Annotated in this window: 14 protein-coding genes; 10 read left to right on the top strand and 4 right to left on the bottom strand. The window is 61.6% G+C overall.

Translation table 11 applies throughout. From position 1 onward, the window contains the following. Positions 1–18 precede the first annotated feature (18 nt). Both QZZ60_RS03320 and QZZ60_RS03315 read right to left on the bottom strand, forming a co-directional pair. Complete coding sequence (locus QZZ60_RS03320) at positions 19–951, bottom strand: SAM-dependent methyltransferase (RefSeq protein WP_295637770.1); 933 nt, start codon at positions 949–951, stop codon at positions 19–21. Then, complete coding sequence (locus QZZ60_RS03315) at positions 941–2,590, bottom strand: AMP-binding protein (protein ID WP_295637768.1); 1,650 nt, start codon at positions 2,588–2,590, stop codon at positions 941–943. Before QZZ60_RS03315 ends, QZZ60_RS03320 begins: the two co-directional genes overlap by 11 nt. Before the next feature lie 289 nt (positions 2,591–2,879). Here QZZ60_RS03315 and hypF point away from each other — a divergent pair, with 289 nt between their 5' ends. The 3 genes from hypF to ahcY all read left to right on the top strand — a co-directional run bounded on the left by hypF (position 2,880) and on the right by ahcY (position 8,169). Beyond that, positions 2,880–5,342 carry a carbamoyltransferase HypF gene (gene hypF, locus QZZ60_RS03310; protein WP_295637765.1) on the top strand — a complete coding sequence of 821 codons (2,463 nt, stop codon included), beginning with the start codon at positions 2,880–2,882 and terminating at the stop codon, positions 5,340–5,342. 431 nt (positions 5,343–5,773) lie between these two features. Then, positions 5,774–6,715 (top strand): metalloregulator ArsR/SmtB family transcription factor, encoded by a 942-nt coding sequence (locus QZZ60_RS03305; protein ID WP_295637762.1) that lies wholly within the window; start codon positions 5,774–5,776, stop codon positions 6,713–6,715. A 29-nt stretch (positions 6,716–6,744) separates the two neighbouring features. Further along, complete coding sequence (gene ahcY / locus QZZ60_RS03300; RefSeq protein ID WP_295637759.1) at positions 6,745–8,169, top strand: adenosylhomocysteinase; 1,425 nt, start codon at positions 6,745–6,747, stop codon at positions 8,167–8,169. A gap of 113 nt (positions 8,170–8,282) precedes the next feature. Here ahcY and QZZ60_RS03295 read toward each other — a convergent pair whose 3' ends face one another. Next, positions 8,283–9,149: a pyridoxamine kinase gene (locus QZZ60_RS03295; protein ID WP_295637756.1), complete on the bottom strand. Its 867-nt coding sequence runs from the start codon at positions 9,147–9,149 to the stop codon at positions 8,283–8,285. A 300-nt stretch (positions 9,150–9,449) separates the two neighbouring features. Between QZZ60_RS03295 and rpmH the strand changes: the two genes are divergently transcribed. The 7 genes from rpmH to pssA all read left to right on the top strand — a co-directional run bounded on the left by rpmH (position 9,450) and on the right by pssA (position 14,838). Next, positions 9,450–9,584 carry a 50S ribosomal protein L34 gene (rpmH, locus tag QZZ60_RS03290; protein ID WP_294445518.1) on the top strand — a complete coding sequence of 45 codons (135 nt, stop codon included), beginning with the start codon at positions 9,450–9,452 and terminating at the stop codon, positions 9,582–9,584. Positions 9,585–9,720: 136 nt separating this feature from the next. Beyond that, positions 9,721–10,116, top strand: a complete 396-nt coding sequence (rnpA, locus tag QZZ60_RS03285) for a ribonuclease P protein component (RefSeq protein ID WP_295637753.1) — start codon at positions 9,721–9,723, stop codon at positions 10,114–10,116. After that, entirely contained in the window at positions 10,113–10,388 is a 276-nt protein-coding gene (yidD, locus tag QZZ60_RS03280) for a membrane protein insertion efficiency factor YidD (protein WP_294445520.1), read from the top strand. Before rnpA ends, yidD begins: the two co-directional genes overlap by 4 nt. Beyond that, on the top strand, positions 10,381–11,982 hold the full coding sequence (gene yidC / locus QZZ60_RS03275) for a membrane protein insertase YidC (protein WP_295637750.1): 1,602 nt from the start codon (positions 10,381–10,383) through the stop codon (positions 11,980–11,982). The genes yidD and yidC overlap by 8 nt, the downstream gene beginning before the upstream one ends. Positions 11,983–11,994: 12 nt before the next feature. Next, on the top strand, positions 11,995–13,080 hold the full coding sequence (locus tag QZZ60_RS03270) for a protein jag (RefSeq protein ID WP_295637747.1): 1,086 nt from the start codon (positions 11,995–11,997) through the stop codon (positions 13,078–13,080). Between the two features lie 259 nt (positions 13,081–13,339). Next, a complete protein-coding gene (locus QZZ60_RS03265; RefSeq protein WP_295637744.1) occupies positions 13,340–13,996 on the top strand; it encodes a phosphatidylserine decarboxylase family protein in 657 nt (218 codons plus the stop codon). An 11-nt stretch (positions 13,997–14,007) separates the two neighbouring features. Beyond that, positions 14,008–14,838, top strand: a complete 831-nt coding sequence (gene pssA / locus QZZ60_RS03260) for a CDP-diacylglycerol--serine O-phosphatidyltransferase (protein WP_295637742.1) — start codon at positions 14,008–14,010, stop codon at positions 14,836–14,838. Positions 14,839–15,123: 285 nt separating this feature from the next. Here pssA and QZZ60_RS03255 read toward each other — a convergent pair. After that, a partial coding sequence (locus QZZ60_RS03255; protein WP_295637739.1) for a hypothetical protein occupies positions 15,124–16,064 on the bottom strand: 941 nt, incomplete at its 5' end.

Below are 16,064 nucleotides of genomic sequence, written 5' to 3'. Positions count from 1 at the left end.
CGCAAGCTTTGCCCCCATTCAGCCTCTTTTTCGCCATTCCCCGAGGTTCACCCATGTCAGTTCATGCTTGTTGCACGAAAGATGCATGACGCATGACCCCGGAATTTCCCGGAAGGCCTGCACGACATCATGGTCCGTGCGGCCCTGCAGCTTGAGCGTGCACACGAAGTTCTCCGCGGCATCGGCCTTCAGCCATTCCTGCACGGCGCCGAGAAGGCGGGCTGGATAGCAGGCCATGTCCGAAAAAAGCCAGTCCACTCTTCCCGCCGTCTGCGGCTCCAGCCCGAAACCGCTGCCCAGGCAGTGATCGACGCCGGGCATGGCCGCCACCTTCGGGTCGATGGGCGACTTGTCTATGCTGAACACCCGCGCGCCCATGCCCGCAATGACCCATGTCCAGCCTCCGGGCGCGGAGCCGAGATCGAGGCAGAGCTCTCCGGGACGGGGGCCGCGACCGATCAGCGTGAAGGTTTCCCACAGTTTGAGATAGGCACGGCTCGGCGGATTGACCTTGTCCTCCTCGAAACGAACCTCACCGTCAGGGAAGGCGGAAGAGCACGCGGCGGACACGAGCAGGGTATCGTGATCCCACAGCGTCCACGATCCGAGCGGCGACGAGGGAACGCTCTCGCCGAAGCGAAGCGGCCTCGCCTTCACCGGCGGAAGCTGCTGCTCGATGAGCGCGGCTCGACGATGAAAGTCCACGGCATGGAGCTTCCAGTTTCTCTGAATGGACTTGAGCGTGCGCACCGCGTTTCCCACGGACGTGACGGGCTGAAAAAAAGGCTCAAGCCAGATGTTCTGCGCCCACGCGGAACGGAACAGACCTTCGGCCAGAACAAGCCGTTCCTTCACCTCGAGCACGCGCACGCCGTGAATCTTCAGCTCGTCCACGAGGTCCGATTCAAAGCCCCGCGCCGCAAGATAAACGATGAGCGGCCTACTTGACATTGGGGAACAGCTCCGCCGCCATTTCGCGCAGCTTGAACTTCTGCACCTTGCCGTTGGCCGTCTTGGGGAAGTCGTCCACCACGGCGACGTAACGCGGAATCTTGTGCCAGGCCACGCGGCCGCGGCAAAAGTCGCGCACGTCCTCCGGCTTCACCGACCTTCCCTCGCGGGGGATGAGGAAGGCCGCCACGTCCTCGCCGTAGCGGCGGGAGGGAATGCCGAGCACCTGCACGTCGCGCACGGAATCCATCTCAAGCAGAAATTCTTCTATTTCACGCGGATAAATATTTTCACCGCCGCGAACTATCATGTCCTTGATGCGTCCGGTGATGCGCAGGTAGCCCTCGGCATCCATGACGCCGAGATCGCCGGTGTGCAGCCAGCCTTCGGAGTCTATGGTTTCCGCCGTGGCTTCGGGCATGTTGAAGTATCCCTTCATCACGTTGTAGCCGCGACAGCAGATTTCACCCTGCACGCCGCAGGAAACGGTCTCATGGGTCACCGGATCGCGCAGCTTCACCTCCACGCCTTCCAGCACGCTGCCCACGGAGCGGCAGCGATGCTCGTCGCTCTCTTCTATGCCGGTCATGGTGATGACCGGAGAACACTCGGTCAGCCCGTAGGGAATGACGATGGCCTCAAGTCCCATGGCCTCCATGACCTGCCGGATAAGCGGCTCAGGGCACACGGAACCGGACATGAGTCCGAAACGCAGGCTCGAAAAATCGTACTGACTGAAACGACGATGTCCCAGCATGGAAATGTAGGTGGAAGGCACGCCGTACACGCCGGTGCATCTTTCATCCTGTATGGCGGCCATGACGCGCTCAGGCGAGAAGGTTTCCGTAATGACCATGGTCGCGCCGTGACTCACGCAGGCCAGAACGCCGACCACGCATCCGAGACAGTGAAAGAGCGGCAGCGGAATGATGACGCGGTCCTCTTCCGTAAGCCGTTCACGTTCGCCCACGCTGAAGCCGTTGTTGCCTATGCCCACATGGGTGAGCATGACGCCCTTGGGAAAACCCGTGGTGCCCGAGGTATACTGCATGTTGACCACGTCATAAGGCCCTACCATGGCCTTGCGCGCCTCGTATTCGGCTTCGTACACGTCTCCAGCACGATCCAGAATGGCGGAAATGGGCAGCACTCCGGGATGAGGAATGTCCTTGAGACTCATGACGCGACGAAGGTGGGGGAACTTCTCGCAGTGAAGCTCGCCCTCGTGCTGGTCCTTCAGATTGGGGATGACGCGATAGAGCGCCGAGACGTAGTCGTAGTCGAGAAAGCCGTCGATGCAGAAGAAATTTTCGCATTCCGACTGGCGGATGAGATATTCAAGCTCGCTGTCGCGATAGTTGGTGTTCACCGCAAGAAGCGTGGCTCCTATGCGGGCGGCGGCAAACATGAGCGTCACCCAGTTGGGCACGTTGGTGGCCCACAGGGCAATTTTTTCTCCGGGCTGCACGCCCAGCGCCATCAGGCCTCGTCCCAGCCTGTCCACAGTGTCGGCAAACTCGCTCCAGGTCTGCCGGTAATCGTGTCCCACATAAACAAGGGCCTCACGATCAGGAAAACGCCCTACGGTTTCGTCAAGCATCTGGCCGAGGGTGCGTTCCTGCAACTTAAATTCTGACATATTCCGTTCCTTTACATCAGTGCGCGGAAAAGCCGGGGCCATCGGCCGAAAGCCGGAAGGGCCGCGTCATGGGAGCAGACCTCGACAGGGAGGTTCCCCGGCGGGAGCTGCCGTTTTCGCCTATCCACAGGAAGGTGCGGCGAAGAAACCTCTCTCGGCAGCATCCGAGGCGGTTATCTTATGGCATCACGCGGGCTTTCTCAAGGAGAAATGCACTCCTGTCCCCGTGGGAAAGGGCGACGCTTTCCTTCGGGGAACTTGGCGGCTATAGTCGCACGTGGAGGAAGACATGACGGCAAGGCATATCTACATCGTGACCGGACAGGTTCAGGGCGTGGGCTTCAGACCCTTTATTTACAGGGAAGCCGCAAGGCTGGGACTCACCGGCTGCGTGGGGAACACGCCCGAGGGCGTACGCATAGAGGTTCAGGGCGAAGAAGAAGCTCTTGCACTCTTCGCCTCCTTTCCGGACCGCGTTCCTCCGCTGGCCCGCATCGCCTCGCTGGAAAGGCGCGATGCCGCCCCCCTCAATACCGAGAAAGACTTCGTCATTCACGCCAGTCACGGCGGAGACCATCACGGACACAGCGTGCTCGTGAGCCCCGACATGGCCCCCTGCGACGCCTGTCTGGCCGACATGGCCGACCCCGGCAACCGACGCTTCGGCTACGCCTTCACCAACTGCACGAACTGCGGGCCGCGCTACACCATCACGCGTTCCATCCCCTACGACAGGCCGGTGACGAGCATGGCCTGCTTTCCCCTGTGCCCCCCCTGCGAAAAGGAATATCACGATCCCGAGAACAGACGCTTTCACGCTCAGCCCAACGCCTGCCCCGACTGCGGACCCGTGCTCTGGCTGGAAGGAAAACAAGACGCTCTCGCCGAAGCGCTGGCCGATGCCCCTCATCTTCGGGCGACGCTGAACGACAGAAGGGGGGCCATGCATGAAGCGCGCAGAAGGCGCTACGGCCTGCCGGAGGATGCCGTCATGGGCAACGCCGCCGTTCTCGTGCTTCTTGCCGCGCTGCGCAGGGGACGCATCGCGGCCGTGCGCGGACTCGGAGGCTTCCATCTCGTGTGCGACGCCCGCAACGAGAACGCCGTGGCGGAACTTCGTCGTCGCAAGGCGCGTCCGCACAAGGCCCTTGCCGTCATGACCGCGGACATCGATCATGCACGGAGCTTTGCCGTCGTAAGCAGGGATGCGGAGGAAAAGCTTCTCTCGCCGAGACGGCCCATCGTCATCTGCCCCCGCAGAACGAAGCCTGCGGGAAACGTTTCCCTCCTTTCCCCGCTGCTCGCCCCGGATACCGCGAGCATAGGCCTCATGCTGCCGTCAACGCCGCTCCATCATCTGCTTTTTCACCCGGAGTGGGCGGGCGGACGCCGGGAAGATGCGCTGCCCGTCCTGGTCATGACGTCGGGAAACCCGCACGGCGCCCCCATCTGTCTCGGCAACAGGGAAGCGAAGACGCGTCTTTCCGACATGGCCGACCTCTTTCTTTTTCACGACCGGGACATTCTCGTACGCGTGGACGATTCCGTAGTCTTCCCCGCCGGGGACGAAGCTTCCTCCGAACCGGCCGCTCCGGCGCTCATGGTTCGCCGCGCGCGCGGCTTCGTGCCCGAGCCCGTGCTTCTGCCCGATCGCCCCTTTCTTTCCCCGGGAGACTCGGTGTTCGCCGCAGGGGCGGAGCTCAAGCACACCTTCTGCCTCACGCGCGGCAGCGAAGCCTTTCTGAGCCAGCACGAAGGCGACGTAAGCCGCCCGGAGAATCTTGCGTTCTTTGAGGAAACGCTGCGTCACCTGCTCGGGCTTCTGGAGGTGGAACCCTCTCTCGTGGTGCGCGACCTGCACCCCGACTATCTTTCCAGCCGCCTCGCCGACGACTTTGCCGGGCAACGCGGCCTTCAGGAGCTCATGCTTCAGCACCATGTCGCGCACGTGTGCGCCGTCATGGCGGAGCGACGCCTTGCCGCCCCCGTGCTCGGGCTTGCGCTGGACGGCTCGGGTCTCGGTGACGACGACACCATATGGGGCGGAGAACTTCTGCTCGTTCAGCCCGGCTCCTGGCAGCGTCTCGGACGATTTTCCCCCTTCGAGCTGCCGGGAGGAGAATCCGCCATACGCTCGCCCTGGCGCACGGCGCAGGCCCTGTGGCGCAGGGCCGACCTGCCCGAGGCCGCACGCCCCTGGATTCCCGGCTCTCCGGAAAGGGAAAAGCTTGCTCCCATGGTGGATGAAATGCTCCGGCGGGACATCCGCTGCCCGAAGACATCGAGCTGCGGACGTCTTTTCGACGCCGTTTCCGCGCTTGCCGGTCTGTGCTTCGACATCACCTATGAAGGACAGGCCGCCATTCGTCTGGAAGAGGCGCAGGACAAAAGCGAACAGGGAACCTACCATCTTCCTGTCCGGGAAAGGGACGGACTGCTGGAAGCCGACGTGACGACGCTTTTCGCCGAGGCGGCACGGGACAGAAAAGAACCCGCCATCCTCGCGAGACGCTTCCACCGCGGCCTTGCCTCAGGCCTTGCCCGCTGGGCGCGCATGGCGGCGGACGCCTGCGGCGTCACCACCGTCGTTCTCTGCGGCGGCGTGTTCAACAACCGCACGCTTCTTGCGGAACTGCCCGTCGAGCTCCGCGCTCTCGGCCTCACGCCCCTCCTCCCCTCATGCATCCCTTCCGGCGACGGCGGCATCGCCCTCGGTCAGGCTCTCTGGGGCGACTGGTTCCTCGGCGCCTGACAAAGCGCGGTCGTCACGCAGAAGAAGGCGACCTTCTCTTGAAGAAGCGCCGTTCCCTGCGTCCTCTCCCGCCTTCGGACAACTTTGACGCAGCTCGAGCGAAGCGGACAGGCACGCCTCCCAGCAAAGCGGCCCCGGCCTGCGCCGTCAAAGCCCAAGAGCCGATCATCATTCTCCCCTCCGCGCGCCTTTCTCCGCCCGGGAAAAGCCTCACGCGCTGCCCATCCTACGGGGCGCATCTGCACAATAGACGCCTGTCCGACGAAAGACGAACGGAAGCCGCTTCTTCACGCTCCCGAGCCTTCGCGCTTCTTTCGCTCTTGAAATCCTCAATGCCGCTTTCCCTTGGCCTCCAACGATTCTTGACTATATGAGGATAAACGGATATATTACATCGACAAAACTTGATATTTGTTATATTTCAGAAAGTTATGAAAGCTCTTCGGTATCTCAAAGCCCTTTCGGACGAAACGCGCCTGCGTCTGGCGCTGGTTCTTTTCCACTATGAGCTGTCCGTCAACGAGCTGGTTTCGCTTCTCAACATGGGACAGTCGCGCATATCGCGGCATCTCAAGATTCTCACGGAAGCGGGTCTGCTGCATTCGCGGAGGGACGGCTTGTGGGTCTTCTATTCCGCCGAAACGGAGGGACCGGGGCATGATTTTCTGAGCAGCGTCGTCTCGTTCGCGCAGGACGACGAAGCCTGTCGCGCAGACCTCGACATGGCATCCCGCATCATTGAGGAGAGGGCGCTCAAGACCCGGCAGTTCTTCAATGAGATAGCCGACGACTGGGACGAGATGAACCGGGAAATTCTCGGCGACTTTTCCCTGCCCGACGTGATTCTGCACGCCGTGCCGGAAAACTGCGGCGTGGCCGCCGATCTCGGCTGCGGCACGGGCGAGGTGCTGGAGCATCTGCGCGGCGCCTGCCGCGAGCTCATAGGCGTGGATGATTCCCCGCGCATGCTGGAGCTGGCCCGCCGCCGCTTCGGCGACAACATGAACGGCATTTCCCTGCGCATAGGAGAACTCGACTACCTTCCCCTGCGCGACGGAGAGGCGGATTTCATCTGCATCAACCTCGTGCTGCATCATCTTTCCCGTCCTTCCACCTCGCTGGGAGAAATCGCCCGGGTTCTGCATCCCGGCGGTCTGGTGCTGGTCACGGATTTCGATCAGCACAGCCAGGAATCCATGCGCACCATGTACGGAGACCGCTGGCTCGGCTTCACCCTCGACGAGCTCTCTTCCGCCCTGACCAGAACGGGGCTCACCATCGTGGACTACCGTCGTCAGCCGGTAAAGAAGGACCTGGCACTGCATCTCATTCTGGCCCGCAAGAACACGAACGCGTCGTCAGCCGGGCTGTGACCCTTTTTCAACCTTTATCTGGAGCAATCATGTCCGCCAAGAATCTCGATCTGTCCCTCGACTACAAAGTCGCCGACATCTCTCTTGCCGACTTCGGCAAAAAGGAAATTCAGCTTTCCGAGCGCGAAATGCCCGGTCTCATGGAGCTCATGCACCGTTACGGCGACAAGAAGCCCTTGAAGGGCATGAAGATCAGCGGCTCTCTGCACATGACCATTCAGACGGCCATGCTCATCCGCACCCTCTACGAGCTCGGCGCGGACATCCGCTGGGCCTCCTGCAACATCTTTTCCACGCAGGATCACGCCGCCGCTGCCATTGCCGAACAGGGCATGGCCAAGGTCTTCGCCTGGAAGGGCGAGTCGCTGGAAGACTACTGGTGGTGCACGGAAATGGCCCTCACCTGGCCCGACGGCTCCGGCCCCGACCTCATCGTGGACGACGGCGGCGACGCCACGCTGCTCATCCACAAGGGCGTTGAAGCCGAAAACGATCCCTCCGTGCTGAACCGCGAGCCTTCCTGCAAGGAAGAAGGCATCATCATGGAGCGCCTCGCTCTTTCCCTTACGAACGATCCCTACCGCTGGCACCGCGTGGCTGCCGCCGTCCGCGGCGTGTCCGAGGAAACCACCACCGGCGTGCATCGCCTCTATCAGATGGAAAAGGAAGGAAAGCTTCTCTTCCCGGCCATCAACGTGAACGACTCCGTCACCAAGTCCAAGTTCGACAACCTCTACGGCTGCCGCGAGTCGCTGGCCGACGGCATCAAGCGCGCCACCGACATCATGGTGGCCGGCAAGGTCGTGGTCGTCTGCGGCTACGGCGACGTGGGCAAGGGCTGCGCCGCCTCCATGCGCGGCTTCGGTGCGCGCGTGCTCGTCACGGAAATCGATCCCATCTGCGCGCTTCAGGCCGCCATGGAAGGCTATCAGGTGGTCACCATGGAAGACGCCCTCCCCTACGGCGACATCTACGTCACCTGCACCGGCAACTGCGACGTCATCACCGGCGAACACATGATGGGCATGAAGGACGAAGCCATCGTGTGCAACATCGGTCACTTCGACAGCGAGATTCAGATGTCCTGGCTGGAATCCAATCCCGAATGCCGCAAGATGGAAATCAAGCCTCAGGTGGACAAGTGGTTCCTGCCTTCCGGCCGCTCCATCATCGTGCTTGCCGAAGGCCGCCTCGTGAACCTCGGCTGCGCCACGGGCCATGCGAGCTTCGTCATGTCCAACTCCTTCACCAACCAGGTGCTCGCCCAGATGGACCTTGCGGCGAACAAGCGCGAGGCCCGCGTCTACACCCTGCCCAAGAAGCTCGATGAGGAAGTGGCAAGACTGCATCTCGCCCGCCTCGGCGCCAGACTCTCCAAGCTCACTCAGAAGCAGGCCGACTACATCGGCGTTTCCGTGGACGGTCCCTTCAAGAACGACATGTATCGCTACTAAGTCCCGACATTCCCGCCCTCCGGCGGAAGACGCGAAGACAGAAAGGAGAACGGGCTTCCGCCGCTGGCGGAAGCCCGTTCTCTGCTTTCGTCTTCGCAACGGGAAAAAACTCGCTAGAACTCCGTGTAGCTTCCCCCCGTAAAGGGCATTCTGAGCGAGGGCAGCGTCCTTTCCAGAAGCACGCCGTCACGATGCGGCGTGTCGTATCCGTAGGTGGCCTGGATGCCGAGATAGACGAAGTGCACGGCCCGGTCCACGGCCACGGGAAGAGAGTCGCCGAGAAGAAGACTGCCCGTGAGCACGCTGGCAAAAGCATCGCCCGTACCGGGATAAAAGGCGTTCAGGTGCGGCACTTCCACCTGCCAGAACCGACGGCCGTCGAACGCCACGGTGGCCGTGCTGTCGGAGGAACCAGCCGGAGCGCTGGTAATGACCACGGCCGACGGTCCCATGGCGGCCAGGGCGCGGAGCTGATCGCGCAGCGCCTCGCGGCTGATGTCGGAACGGTAGGGTTCCCCCAGCAGGAACGCCGCTTCCGTGAGGTTCGGCGTGATGATGTCGGCCTGACGAACAAGGCTGCGCATGGCCTCCACCATTTCCGGCGTCTGCGTGGAATCGAGCGTTCCGTTGTCGCCGAGAACGGGATCGACCACGGCGATGCCGCCCGGCGCACGGAACTCCCGTATGCAGCGCCTCGCCAGGGCCGACTGGTCCGGACTCCCCAGAAATCCCGAGTAGACGGCGTCGAACTTCAGGCCCATGCGCGCCCAGTGATCCATCATGGGCCCCATCTGGTCGGTGAGATCGAGAAAGGTGAAGTCGTCCACGCCTGAAGTCTGCGAGGAGAGCACGGCCGTGGGCAGAGGACAGACCTGTATGCCCATGGTGGCCAGAATGGGAATGGCCACGGTGAGAGATGCCCGGCCGAAGCCGGAAAGATCGTGTATGGCCGCAACGCGGAGAACGGGTACGCCCTGCATGAGTGCTCCTTCGCCGCAGAGGCGGCTGAACTTGTGGGCGCAGTCTAAGCGCAAACGCCCGTTTTGTCATCCGCAGGAAGCTGAAAGCACTCGACAAAGCCCAAAAGTCCCGCAAGACGCGTTTTTCCGGCGAAAACCCCTTTTTAATGCTTGCCCGGAAGCATGAGTCGGCTTACACATAGACCTTGCCGCGCCCCTTCCGGGGGGAGGCTTTCTTTGCGCCAGGCGCTTCCGACTTGACGGGAGCGGCAAGGCGCGCTATACCTGAATGTTCCAATCTCAGTAAGGAGACCGCGCGTCATGAAAAGAACGTATCAGCCCAGCAAGATCAGCAGAAAGCGTACTCACGGCTTCCGCGCCCGCATGAGCACTCCCAACGGTCGTGCCGTCATCAGCCGCCGTCGTGCCAAGGGCCGCAAGACCCTGTCCGCCTAGTCAAAGCGGTGCGCTTCCCGGTCGTTTTCCTTGAGGAAAATCCGGGCAGACCATGCAAATGTTTCGGGCGCGGCGTTCCGCCACGCCCACATTTTGCGTTTAAATTCTGTCAAAGCGCAGCATGGATTGCCTTTCCATGTCACTGACCTGGCCCAGAGAGCGACGCATCACCCGCAGGGCGGAATATACCGCCTGCTACAACGGGGGAGAACGTCTGTTCACCAAATACTTTGTTGTGTTCGCCCGTAGTTCCGGCACGGCCGGAACCGGGCGTCTCGGGCTTGCTGTCACAAAAAAATGCGGCAATGCCGTTGCCAGGAACCGCATCAAGCGTGTTCTTCGCGCCTTCTTCCGCCTGCATCAGGATGAAATGCCCGCCATGGACATTGTCGTCACGCCCAAGAAGCATCTGCGTGCCGACAAGTTCAGTCTCTGCCTTGCGGAAACCGAACTTCTGCCCCTGCTCGCCGAACTGTCCTCGGCCGCAGACGCAGGGCCCGACGCTTCCACGCCCTCGGGAGACGCGGCATGACTCTCGCCCAGCGGCTTCTCATTCTGCCCATCCGGTTCTACAAGCGTTGCATCTCGCCGCTTTATCCTCCCTGCTGCCGCTTCTATCCCTCCTGTTCCACCTACGCCATCCAGGCCATAGAAATTCACGGTCCCGTCAAGGGGCTGTGGCTGGCCGTCAGGCGCATCCTGCGCTGCCATCCCGGCAATCCGGGTGGCTTCGATCCTGTGCCCCCCCTCTCAAACGATCATCCCTCTGCGCACGACGCAGACTCTCAGGAACGTCATGGATAACCGTCGCCTCATCATCTCCGTCGTCATCTGCATTGTCCTTCTCATCGGCTGGCAGACCTTTTCCGAATACATGGGCTGGATTCCCGAACAGCCCCAGCCCACGGCCACCGAAGAACAGGCCCAGACCGAAGCTCAGGCTCCCGCGCCTGCCGCTCCCGTGGTGCCCGTGGCCAAGTTCGTGCCTTCCGAAGGCCGCGAAGTGCATGTGAACACGCCTCTCTACGAAGCCGTGTTTCACTCCGGCGGCGGCGTGCTCCAGTCGTTCAAGCTGAAGAACTACAACGCCTCCATCACCCCCGGCTCCCCGCTGTTCAACATGGTTTCCCCCGCCGCCGCCACGGTGGCCCCCATGGGGCTGCTCATCAACGGTCAGCCTTCGTGGAACATGGGCCAGTGGAGCTTCGACGGCTCCGACGTCAACCTCGAAAACGGCGAAGCCACGCTGACCTTCACCGGCGAGATGAACGGCATCCGCATCAGCCGCGTCATCACCTTCCATGCCGACACCTATCTCATGGATGAAAAGGTGACCCTCACCTCCGCCGCCGGCACTCCCGCCGCCCGCGTGTCCTACAGCCTCGGCGCCACGGACTTCAGCGGCAAGAGCAACTACGACACCATGAGCATGGCCTGGGATCTCAAGGGCTCGCTCAAGCGCGACACCGACAAGGAAGACCTCACCAAGGAAGGCGTCATGAGCTCCGGCGACATCTACTGGGCCGGTCTCATGAGCAACTACTTCCTTTCCGCCGTTCTGCCCGAAATGGGACAGAACACCGTGTTCAAGGGCCGCATCACCGAAGGCGGCGTATGGCGCGCCGCCGTGGAACTGCAGGACGTCAACCTGACCGCCGGTCAGCCCGCCGAACTCAAGACCTCCTGGTGGCTCGGTCCCAAGAGCCGCGACCTGCTCGACGCCGCGCCCAACTCCCTCAAGTCCTCCATCGACATGGGCATCTTCACCTTCCTTGCGGTGCCGCTGCTCAAGCTTCTCACCTTCTTTGAAGGCTTCCTCGGCAACTGGGGTCTCGCCATCATCCTGCTGACCATCCTCATCAAGATCGTGTTCTGGCCGCTTTCCCGCAAGAGCTTCAAGTCCATGGAGCAGATGAAGAAGCTCCAGCCCATGATGAAGCAGCTGCAGGAGAAGTACAAGAACGACAAGGAAGCGCTCAGCCGCGAAATGATGCAGCTCTACAAGACCTACGGCGTCAACCCCATGGGAGGCTGCCTGCCCATCCTCATTCAGCTTCCCGTGTTCGTCGCCCTCTATCAGGCGCTTCTCAACTGCATCGAGCTGCGTCATGCATCCTTCATCACCTACCTGCCCGGCACCGATCTGCTCTGGCTGGCCGACCTCTCCGTGAAGGACCCCTTCTACATCACGCCGCTCATCATGGGCGCCACCATGTTCCTGCAGCAGTGGCTCAGCCCCGCCATGGGCGATCCCCAGCAGCGCAAGATCATGATGATCATGCCCGTGGTGTTCACGGTCATGTTCATCAACTTCCCCGCCGGCCTCGTGCTGTACTGGCTGTGCAACAACATTCTGTCCATCATCCAGCAGTCCTGGACCCTGCACAGAGCCAAGTAGCAGGGGAAAGACATGAGTGAATCCAAAGAATTCCTAGGAAAAACGCTGGATGCGGCCATTGCGGAGGCCTGTGCCTACTACGACGTGCCCAGAGAAAAGCTTGAAATAGACATCATTGAAGACGCAAAAACCGGCATTTTCGGCATCGTAGGCGCACGCAAGGCGAAAATCCGCGCACGTCTGGCCAAGCTTCCCGACTTCATGCAGAACCCGCTTCCGCAGGAAAAGCCCGAACGTCAGGAAGGCCGCCGTCGCAGCCGCGGCGAACGCCGTCGCGAAAAGCCCGAAGGCGCTGAAGGCGCGAAGGAAGAAAACCGGGATCGCAAGGAAGGCGTCCGGGAAAAACGCCAGGATGACGAGAAGGAACGCGAAACTTCCGCGCAGGAGGAACGCGTGCTGCCCGCCATCCGCACGGCGGGCGTTCCGGCCCTTGCCCAGGCCGTCGAAAAGGCTTCCGGTGAAGCTCCGGCGGAAGAGGTGACGGACGAATCCGACGTTTCCGCCGAAGAGGCTCCGCGCTCCCGTCGTTCCCGTCAGAACCGCGCCTCCCGCAAGGAAAGCGCGCAGAAGAACGAAGAATCCGACGCTCTCGAAAGCACCCTGCCCCGCGTTCCTCTTGCGGAGCTCGATCAGGAAAAACTTGCGGGAACGACGAAGAACATCATCAGCCGCCTCGTTGCCCCCATCCTCGACGTGGATGCCGAAAACGTGGATCTCTCCCTGGAAATCGGAGAAGACCGCGTGCAGGTTTCCGTGAAAAGCGAGGACACGGGCCTTCTCATCGGCCGCGACGGACAGAATCTTGCCGCCGTGCAGTATCTGGCTTCGCGCATGATCACGCGGGCCATGGGCTCGCAGGTGCGCCTGCAGGTCGATGCCGGAGACTACCATGTGCGGCAGGACTCCCGTCTGCAGGAACTTGCCCTTTCCCTCGCCGAAAAGGTGAAGGCCACAGGCAAGGTACAGACCACGAGGCCCCTCAGCGCCTATCAGCGCAGGGTCATCCATCTGGCACTTCAGGATGATCCCGACGTGCAGACGCGCAGCTCCGGCGACGGACCGCTCAAGCACGTCGTCATTCTTCGCCGCAAAGACTGATCACATCGCCCGGCAGACCGCACGTCTGCCGGGCGTTTTCTCACGCGTTCCGACAGACCGCACTCTTCCCCTTGCCGCTCCCTTGCGCCTCGACGCTTCCTGGTTTAGAACAAAGGGCTCTTGGAAGAATGTGCGGCTTCATGAATCCCGCTTTCCGCGCGCGTTGCGGAAGAACTCGTCCTTTTCCTGTATCCGGGCGCGGTCGATCCCGCCCGTCCGAGCGGCATGCCCTGCACGGCACGCTCGAAAGGAGTTTCTGATGAACAAGCCCGGCATCGGCCTTGCTCCCGAAGGTGCGCCCATCATCGGTCTGCTTACGGTCGTTTCTCTCTGCTCCGCCCTTCTCGACTGGTGGCCCGTCACCGTTGTTGCGCTCATCCTTCTGTGGTTTTCCGTCCACTTCTTCCGTGACCCTGAACGCGTGGTACCGCAGGAAGAAAACATTGCCGTCAGCCCTGCGGACGGCCGCGTCGTGCGCATGGAGCCCCGCACGGATCCCATGACCGGCGAAACCAGACTGTGCATTTCCATCTTCATGAACATCTTCAGCGTGCACGTGAACCGTGCGCCCGTTTCCGGCACGGTCACCGGCATACGCTATCTGCCCGGCAAGTTCTTCAACGCCGCTCTCGACAAGGCCTCCACCGACAACGAACAGTGCCGCTGGCTCATGCGTGATGAAAACGGCGATGAGTGGACCTTCGTTCAGATCGCCGGACTCATCGCCCGCCGCATCGTGCCCCACGCCGAACAGGGCGACACGCTCAAAAGAGGACAGCGCTTCGGCATGATACGCTTCGGCTCCCGCGTTGACGTCTATCTGCCCGCCGACTATACTTCTTCCGTTTCCATCGGCGAAAATGTCTTTGCCGGTCAGACTGTTCTGGCTAAAAAGTCCGCTTCCGAAGAAGCATGAAAGAGGCCCCCATGCGCGATCCCAACAAGCCCGTTCCCCGCGGCGTCTATATTCTGCCGAATCTTTTCACCACCGCCAGTCTCTTTGCCGGATTCTTCAGCATCATTCTCGCCTTCAAGGATCAGTTCGACCTGGCGGCCTGGGCCATCCTCGTCGGCGCCGCCATGGACGGCCTCGACGGCAAGGTGGCACGCCTTACCGGCACGGCCAGTCAGTTCGGCATCGAATACGATTCCCTGGCCGACGACGTGACCTTCGGCGTGGCTCCGGGCCTTCTGGCCTATGCCTGGCAGCTGCATACCTTCGGCCGCCTCGGCCTGGCCGTGGCCTTTCTGTTCTGCGGCTGCGCGGCCCTGCGTCTGGCCCGCTTCAACGTGGGCGTTTCCACCACGTCCAAACGCTTCTTCGTCGGCCTGCCCAGTCCTGCCTGCGCCTGCGTCATGGCGACCTTCGTGCTGTTCATGCCCTACTATCCCGACTTCCTCATGCCCATACTCCCCGGCCTCACGCTGATTCTCTCCGTCATCGTGCCGCTGCTCATGGTGAGCCGGGTGCGTTACTTCTCCTTCAAGGAATTCGGATTCATCAAGGCCCATCCCTTCCAGACCATGGTTGCCACGCTCATCGTGCTCAGCATGGTGTTCTCGCTGCCGCGCCTGTTCTGCTTCCTCATCCTCATAGGCTACGTCATTTCCGGCCCGGCCTACACCTACATCCTGCGCCGCAGGGGGCGTCAGATCGACCCCGAGGCCGCCGACGCCGCCAGAGCCGCGGCAGCGCGCAAGGCCGAACAGTCCACCGTGCAGGAAGCGGAAGGCCCCGCAGAAAAAACCGCAGAATAATGCTGCCCCGAAAAATGCCGAAGGCCGCCGTCCATGAGACGGCGGCCTTTTTCATACCTGAAAAAAACAGCACCTGAAGCCGTACCGCACCTTCTGAAAAGTCCATGTCCTCAGCGACGCTTCTTTTCCCGGCAAAACCGCTCTTCATCGCGCATCCGCCCGGACCTGCCGCCTCAGCCGCATCGTACCGGTCCGCTGAGCAGCACCTCCCGTCCCGGAGCCGTGCCCGCAAAAAAAGGCCGCGCTTTGGGGAAACGCGGCCACTTTTGCGGCTTTCTGAATCTGCTACCGGTAATTTTCCAGCAGAAACATGGGCTTGATCGCCACCACCTCGTCGTATTCCGTCTGACTGACCTTCACGCTGGAATTGAGCGCACGGAGCACGGTCTTCATGTCCTCGTAGGCTTCGGGAACCGTCTCGGAACGCCCTTCCCGAATGGAGCGTATCATGCGCGAAAGCGTGGCGGGATGCGCATAGCGTGCGGGCAGGGGAAAGTCGGGATAATCCCTGATGTAGTCCGCCATGTCGGCGCGGGCCCTGTCCAGCGCGGCGGCTATGGCCCGGCTGTTGTTGCGGGCCGTGGGCAGAACGTTGGCCCCGGCAAAAAAGAACAGCACGGCCAGCCCTATGAGCGTGACGTATATGCCGTAGTCGCCATCGCCGGAAAACCACGTGTACGCTCCGTAGGCGGACGCGACGAGCGCAAGGCAGAAAATGGCGAGAGCCACCCATTTGTGAACGGGATTGGTCAGCTGATCGACGCGTCTTGCCTTGCTTGCCGCAGCAAGACGCGTCGCAAGGTCGGGACGCTTTTCCAGAAAGGCCATGGCGTCGCGAAGTCTGGCAAGACTTTCCTCCGCCACGGAAGAAAGATGCTTCACGTATCTCGCCTCTTCCGCGGCTCTGGCCTCGGCGAGCCTTTTCGCAGCAGCCTCGGACATGGTCTTGATATGGGGGAAACGGTGCTGAATTTCGGCAAGCATCATGTCCACATGGCTTTCATGCTTGAACGTGCACTGCACGCTCTCTCCGTTGTCGTATTCCACCACGAGATAGGGAATGGAACCGAAGATGCCCTTGCCGGTAAAACCGCCCCTGCTCATGGCCACGCGCTTGTAGGCCCGTTGAATGTTGGACGCGGGCACATAAAAACGGCGCTCCATGAACAGACTGTTCAGATACAGCGCCTTGCGCCCGACACCGCAGGGACCGAACACGAGACAGG

The organism is uncultured Mailhella sp., from assembly GCF_905187505.1.
In the GTDB taxonomy this organism is placed as follows: Bacteria; Desulfobacterota; Desulfovibrionia; order Desulfovibrionales; family Desulfovibrionaceae; genus Mailhella.
This window is presented reverse-complemented; position numbering and strand designations above follow the sequence as displayed.

What these genes read in the sequence shown, in the direction of transcription:
- QZZ60_RS03320 (WP_295637770.1), bottom strand. Translation starts at nt 951, where the DNA reads ATGTCAAGTAGGCCGCTCATCGTTTATCTTGCGGCGCGGGGCTTTGAA.
- QZZ60_RS03315 (WP_295637768.1), bottom strand. Translation starts at nt 2,590, where the DNA reads ATGTCAGAATTTAAGTTGCAGGAACGCACCCTCGGCCAGATGCTTGAC.
- hypF (WP_295637765.1), top strand. Translation starts at nt 2,880, where the DNA reads ATGACGGCAAGGCATATCTACATCGTGACCGGACAGGTTCAGGGCGTG.
- QZZ60_RS03305 (WP_295637762.1), top strand. Translation starts at nt 5,774, where the DNA reads ATGAAAGCTCTTCGGTATCTCAAAGCCCTTTCGGACGAAACGCGCCTG.
- ahcY (WP_295637759.1), top strand. Translation starts at nt 6,745, where the DNA reads ATGTCCGCCAAGAATCTCGATCTGTCCCTCGACTACAAAGTCGCCGAC.
- QZZ60_RS03295 (WP_295637756.1), bottom strand. Translation starts at nt 9,149, where the DNA reads ATGCAGGGCGTACCCGTTCTCCGCGTTGCGGCCATACACGATCTTTCC.
- rpmH (WP_294445518.1), top strand. Translation starts at nt 9,450, where the DNA reads ATGAAAAGAACGTATCAGCCCAGCAAGATCAGCAGAAAGCGTACTCAC.
- rnpA (WP_295637753.1), top strand. Translation starts at nt 9,721, where the DNA reads ATGTCACTGACCTGGCCCAGAGAGCGACGCATCACCCGCAGGGCGGAA.
- yidD (WP_294445520.1), top strand. Translation starts at nt 10,113, where the DNA reads ATGACTCTCGCCCAGCGGCTTCTCATTCTGCCCATCCGGTTCTACAAG.
- yidC (WP_295637750.1), top strand. Translation starts at nt 10,381, where the DNA reads ATGGATAACCGTCGCCTCATCATCTCCGTCGTCATCTGCATTGTCCTT.
- QZZ60_RS03270 (WP_295637747.1), top strand. Translation starts at nt 11,995, where the DNA reads ATGAGTGAATCCAAAGAATTCCTAGGAAAAACGCTGGATGCGGCCATT.
- QZZ60_RS03265 (WP_295637744.1), top strand. Translation starts at nt 13,340, where the DNA reads ATGAACAAGCCCGGCATCGGCCTTGCTCCCGAAGGTGCGCCCATCATC.
- pssA (WP_295637742.1), top strand. Translation starts at nt 14,008, where the DNA reads ATGCGCGATCCCAACAAGCCCGTTCCCCGCGGCGTCTATATTCTGCCG.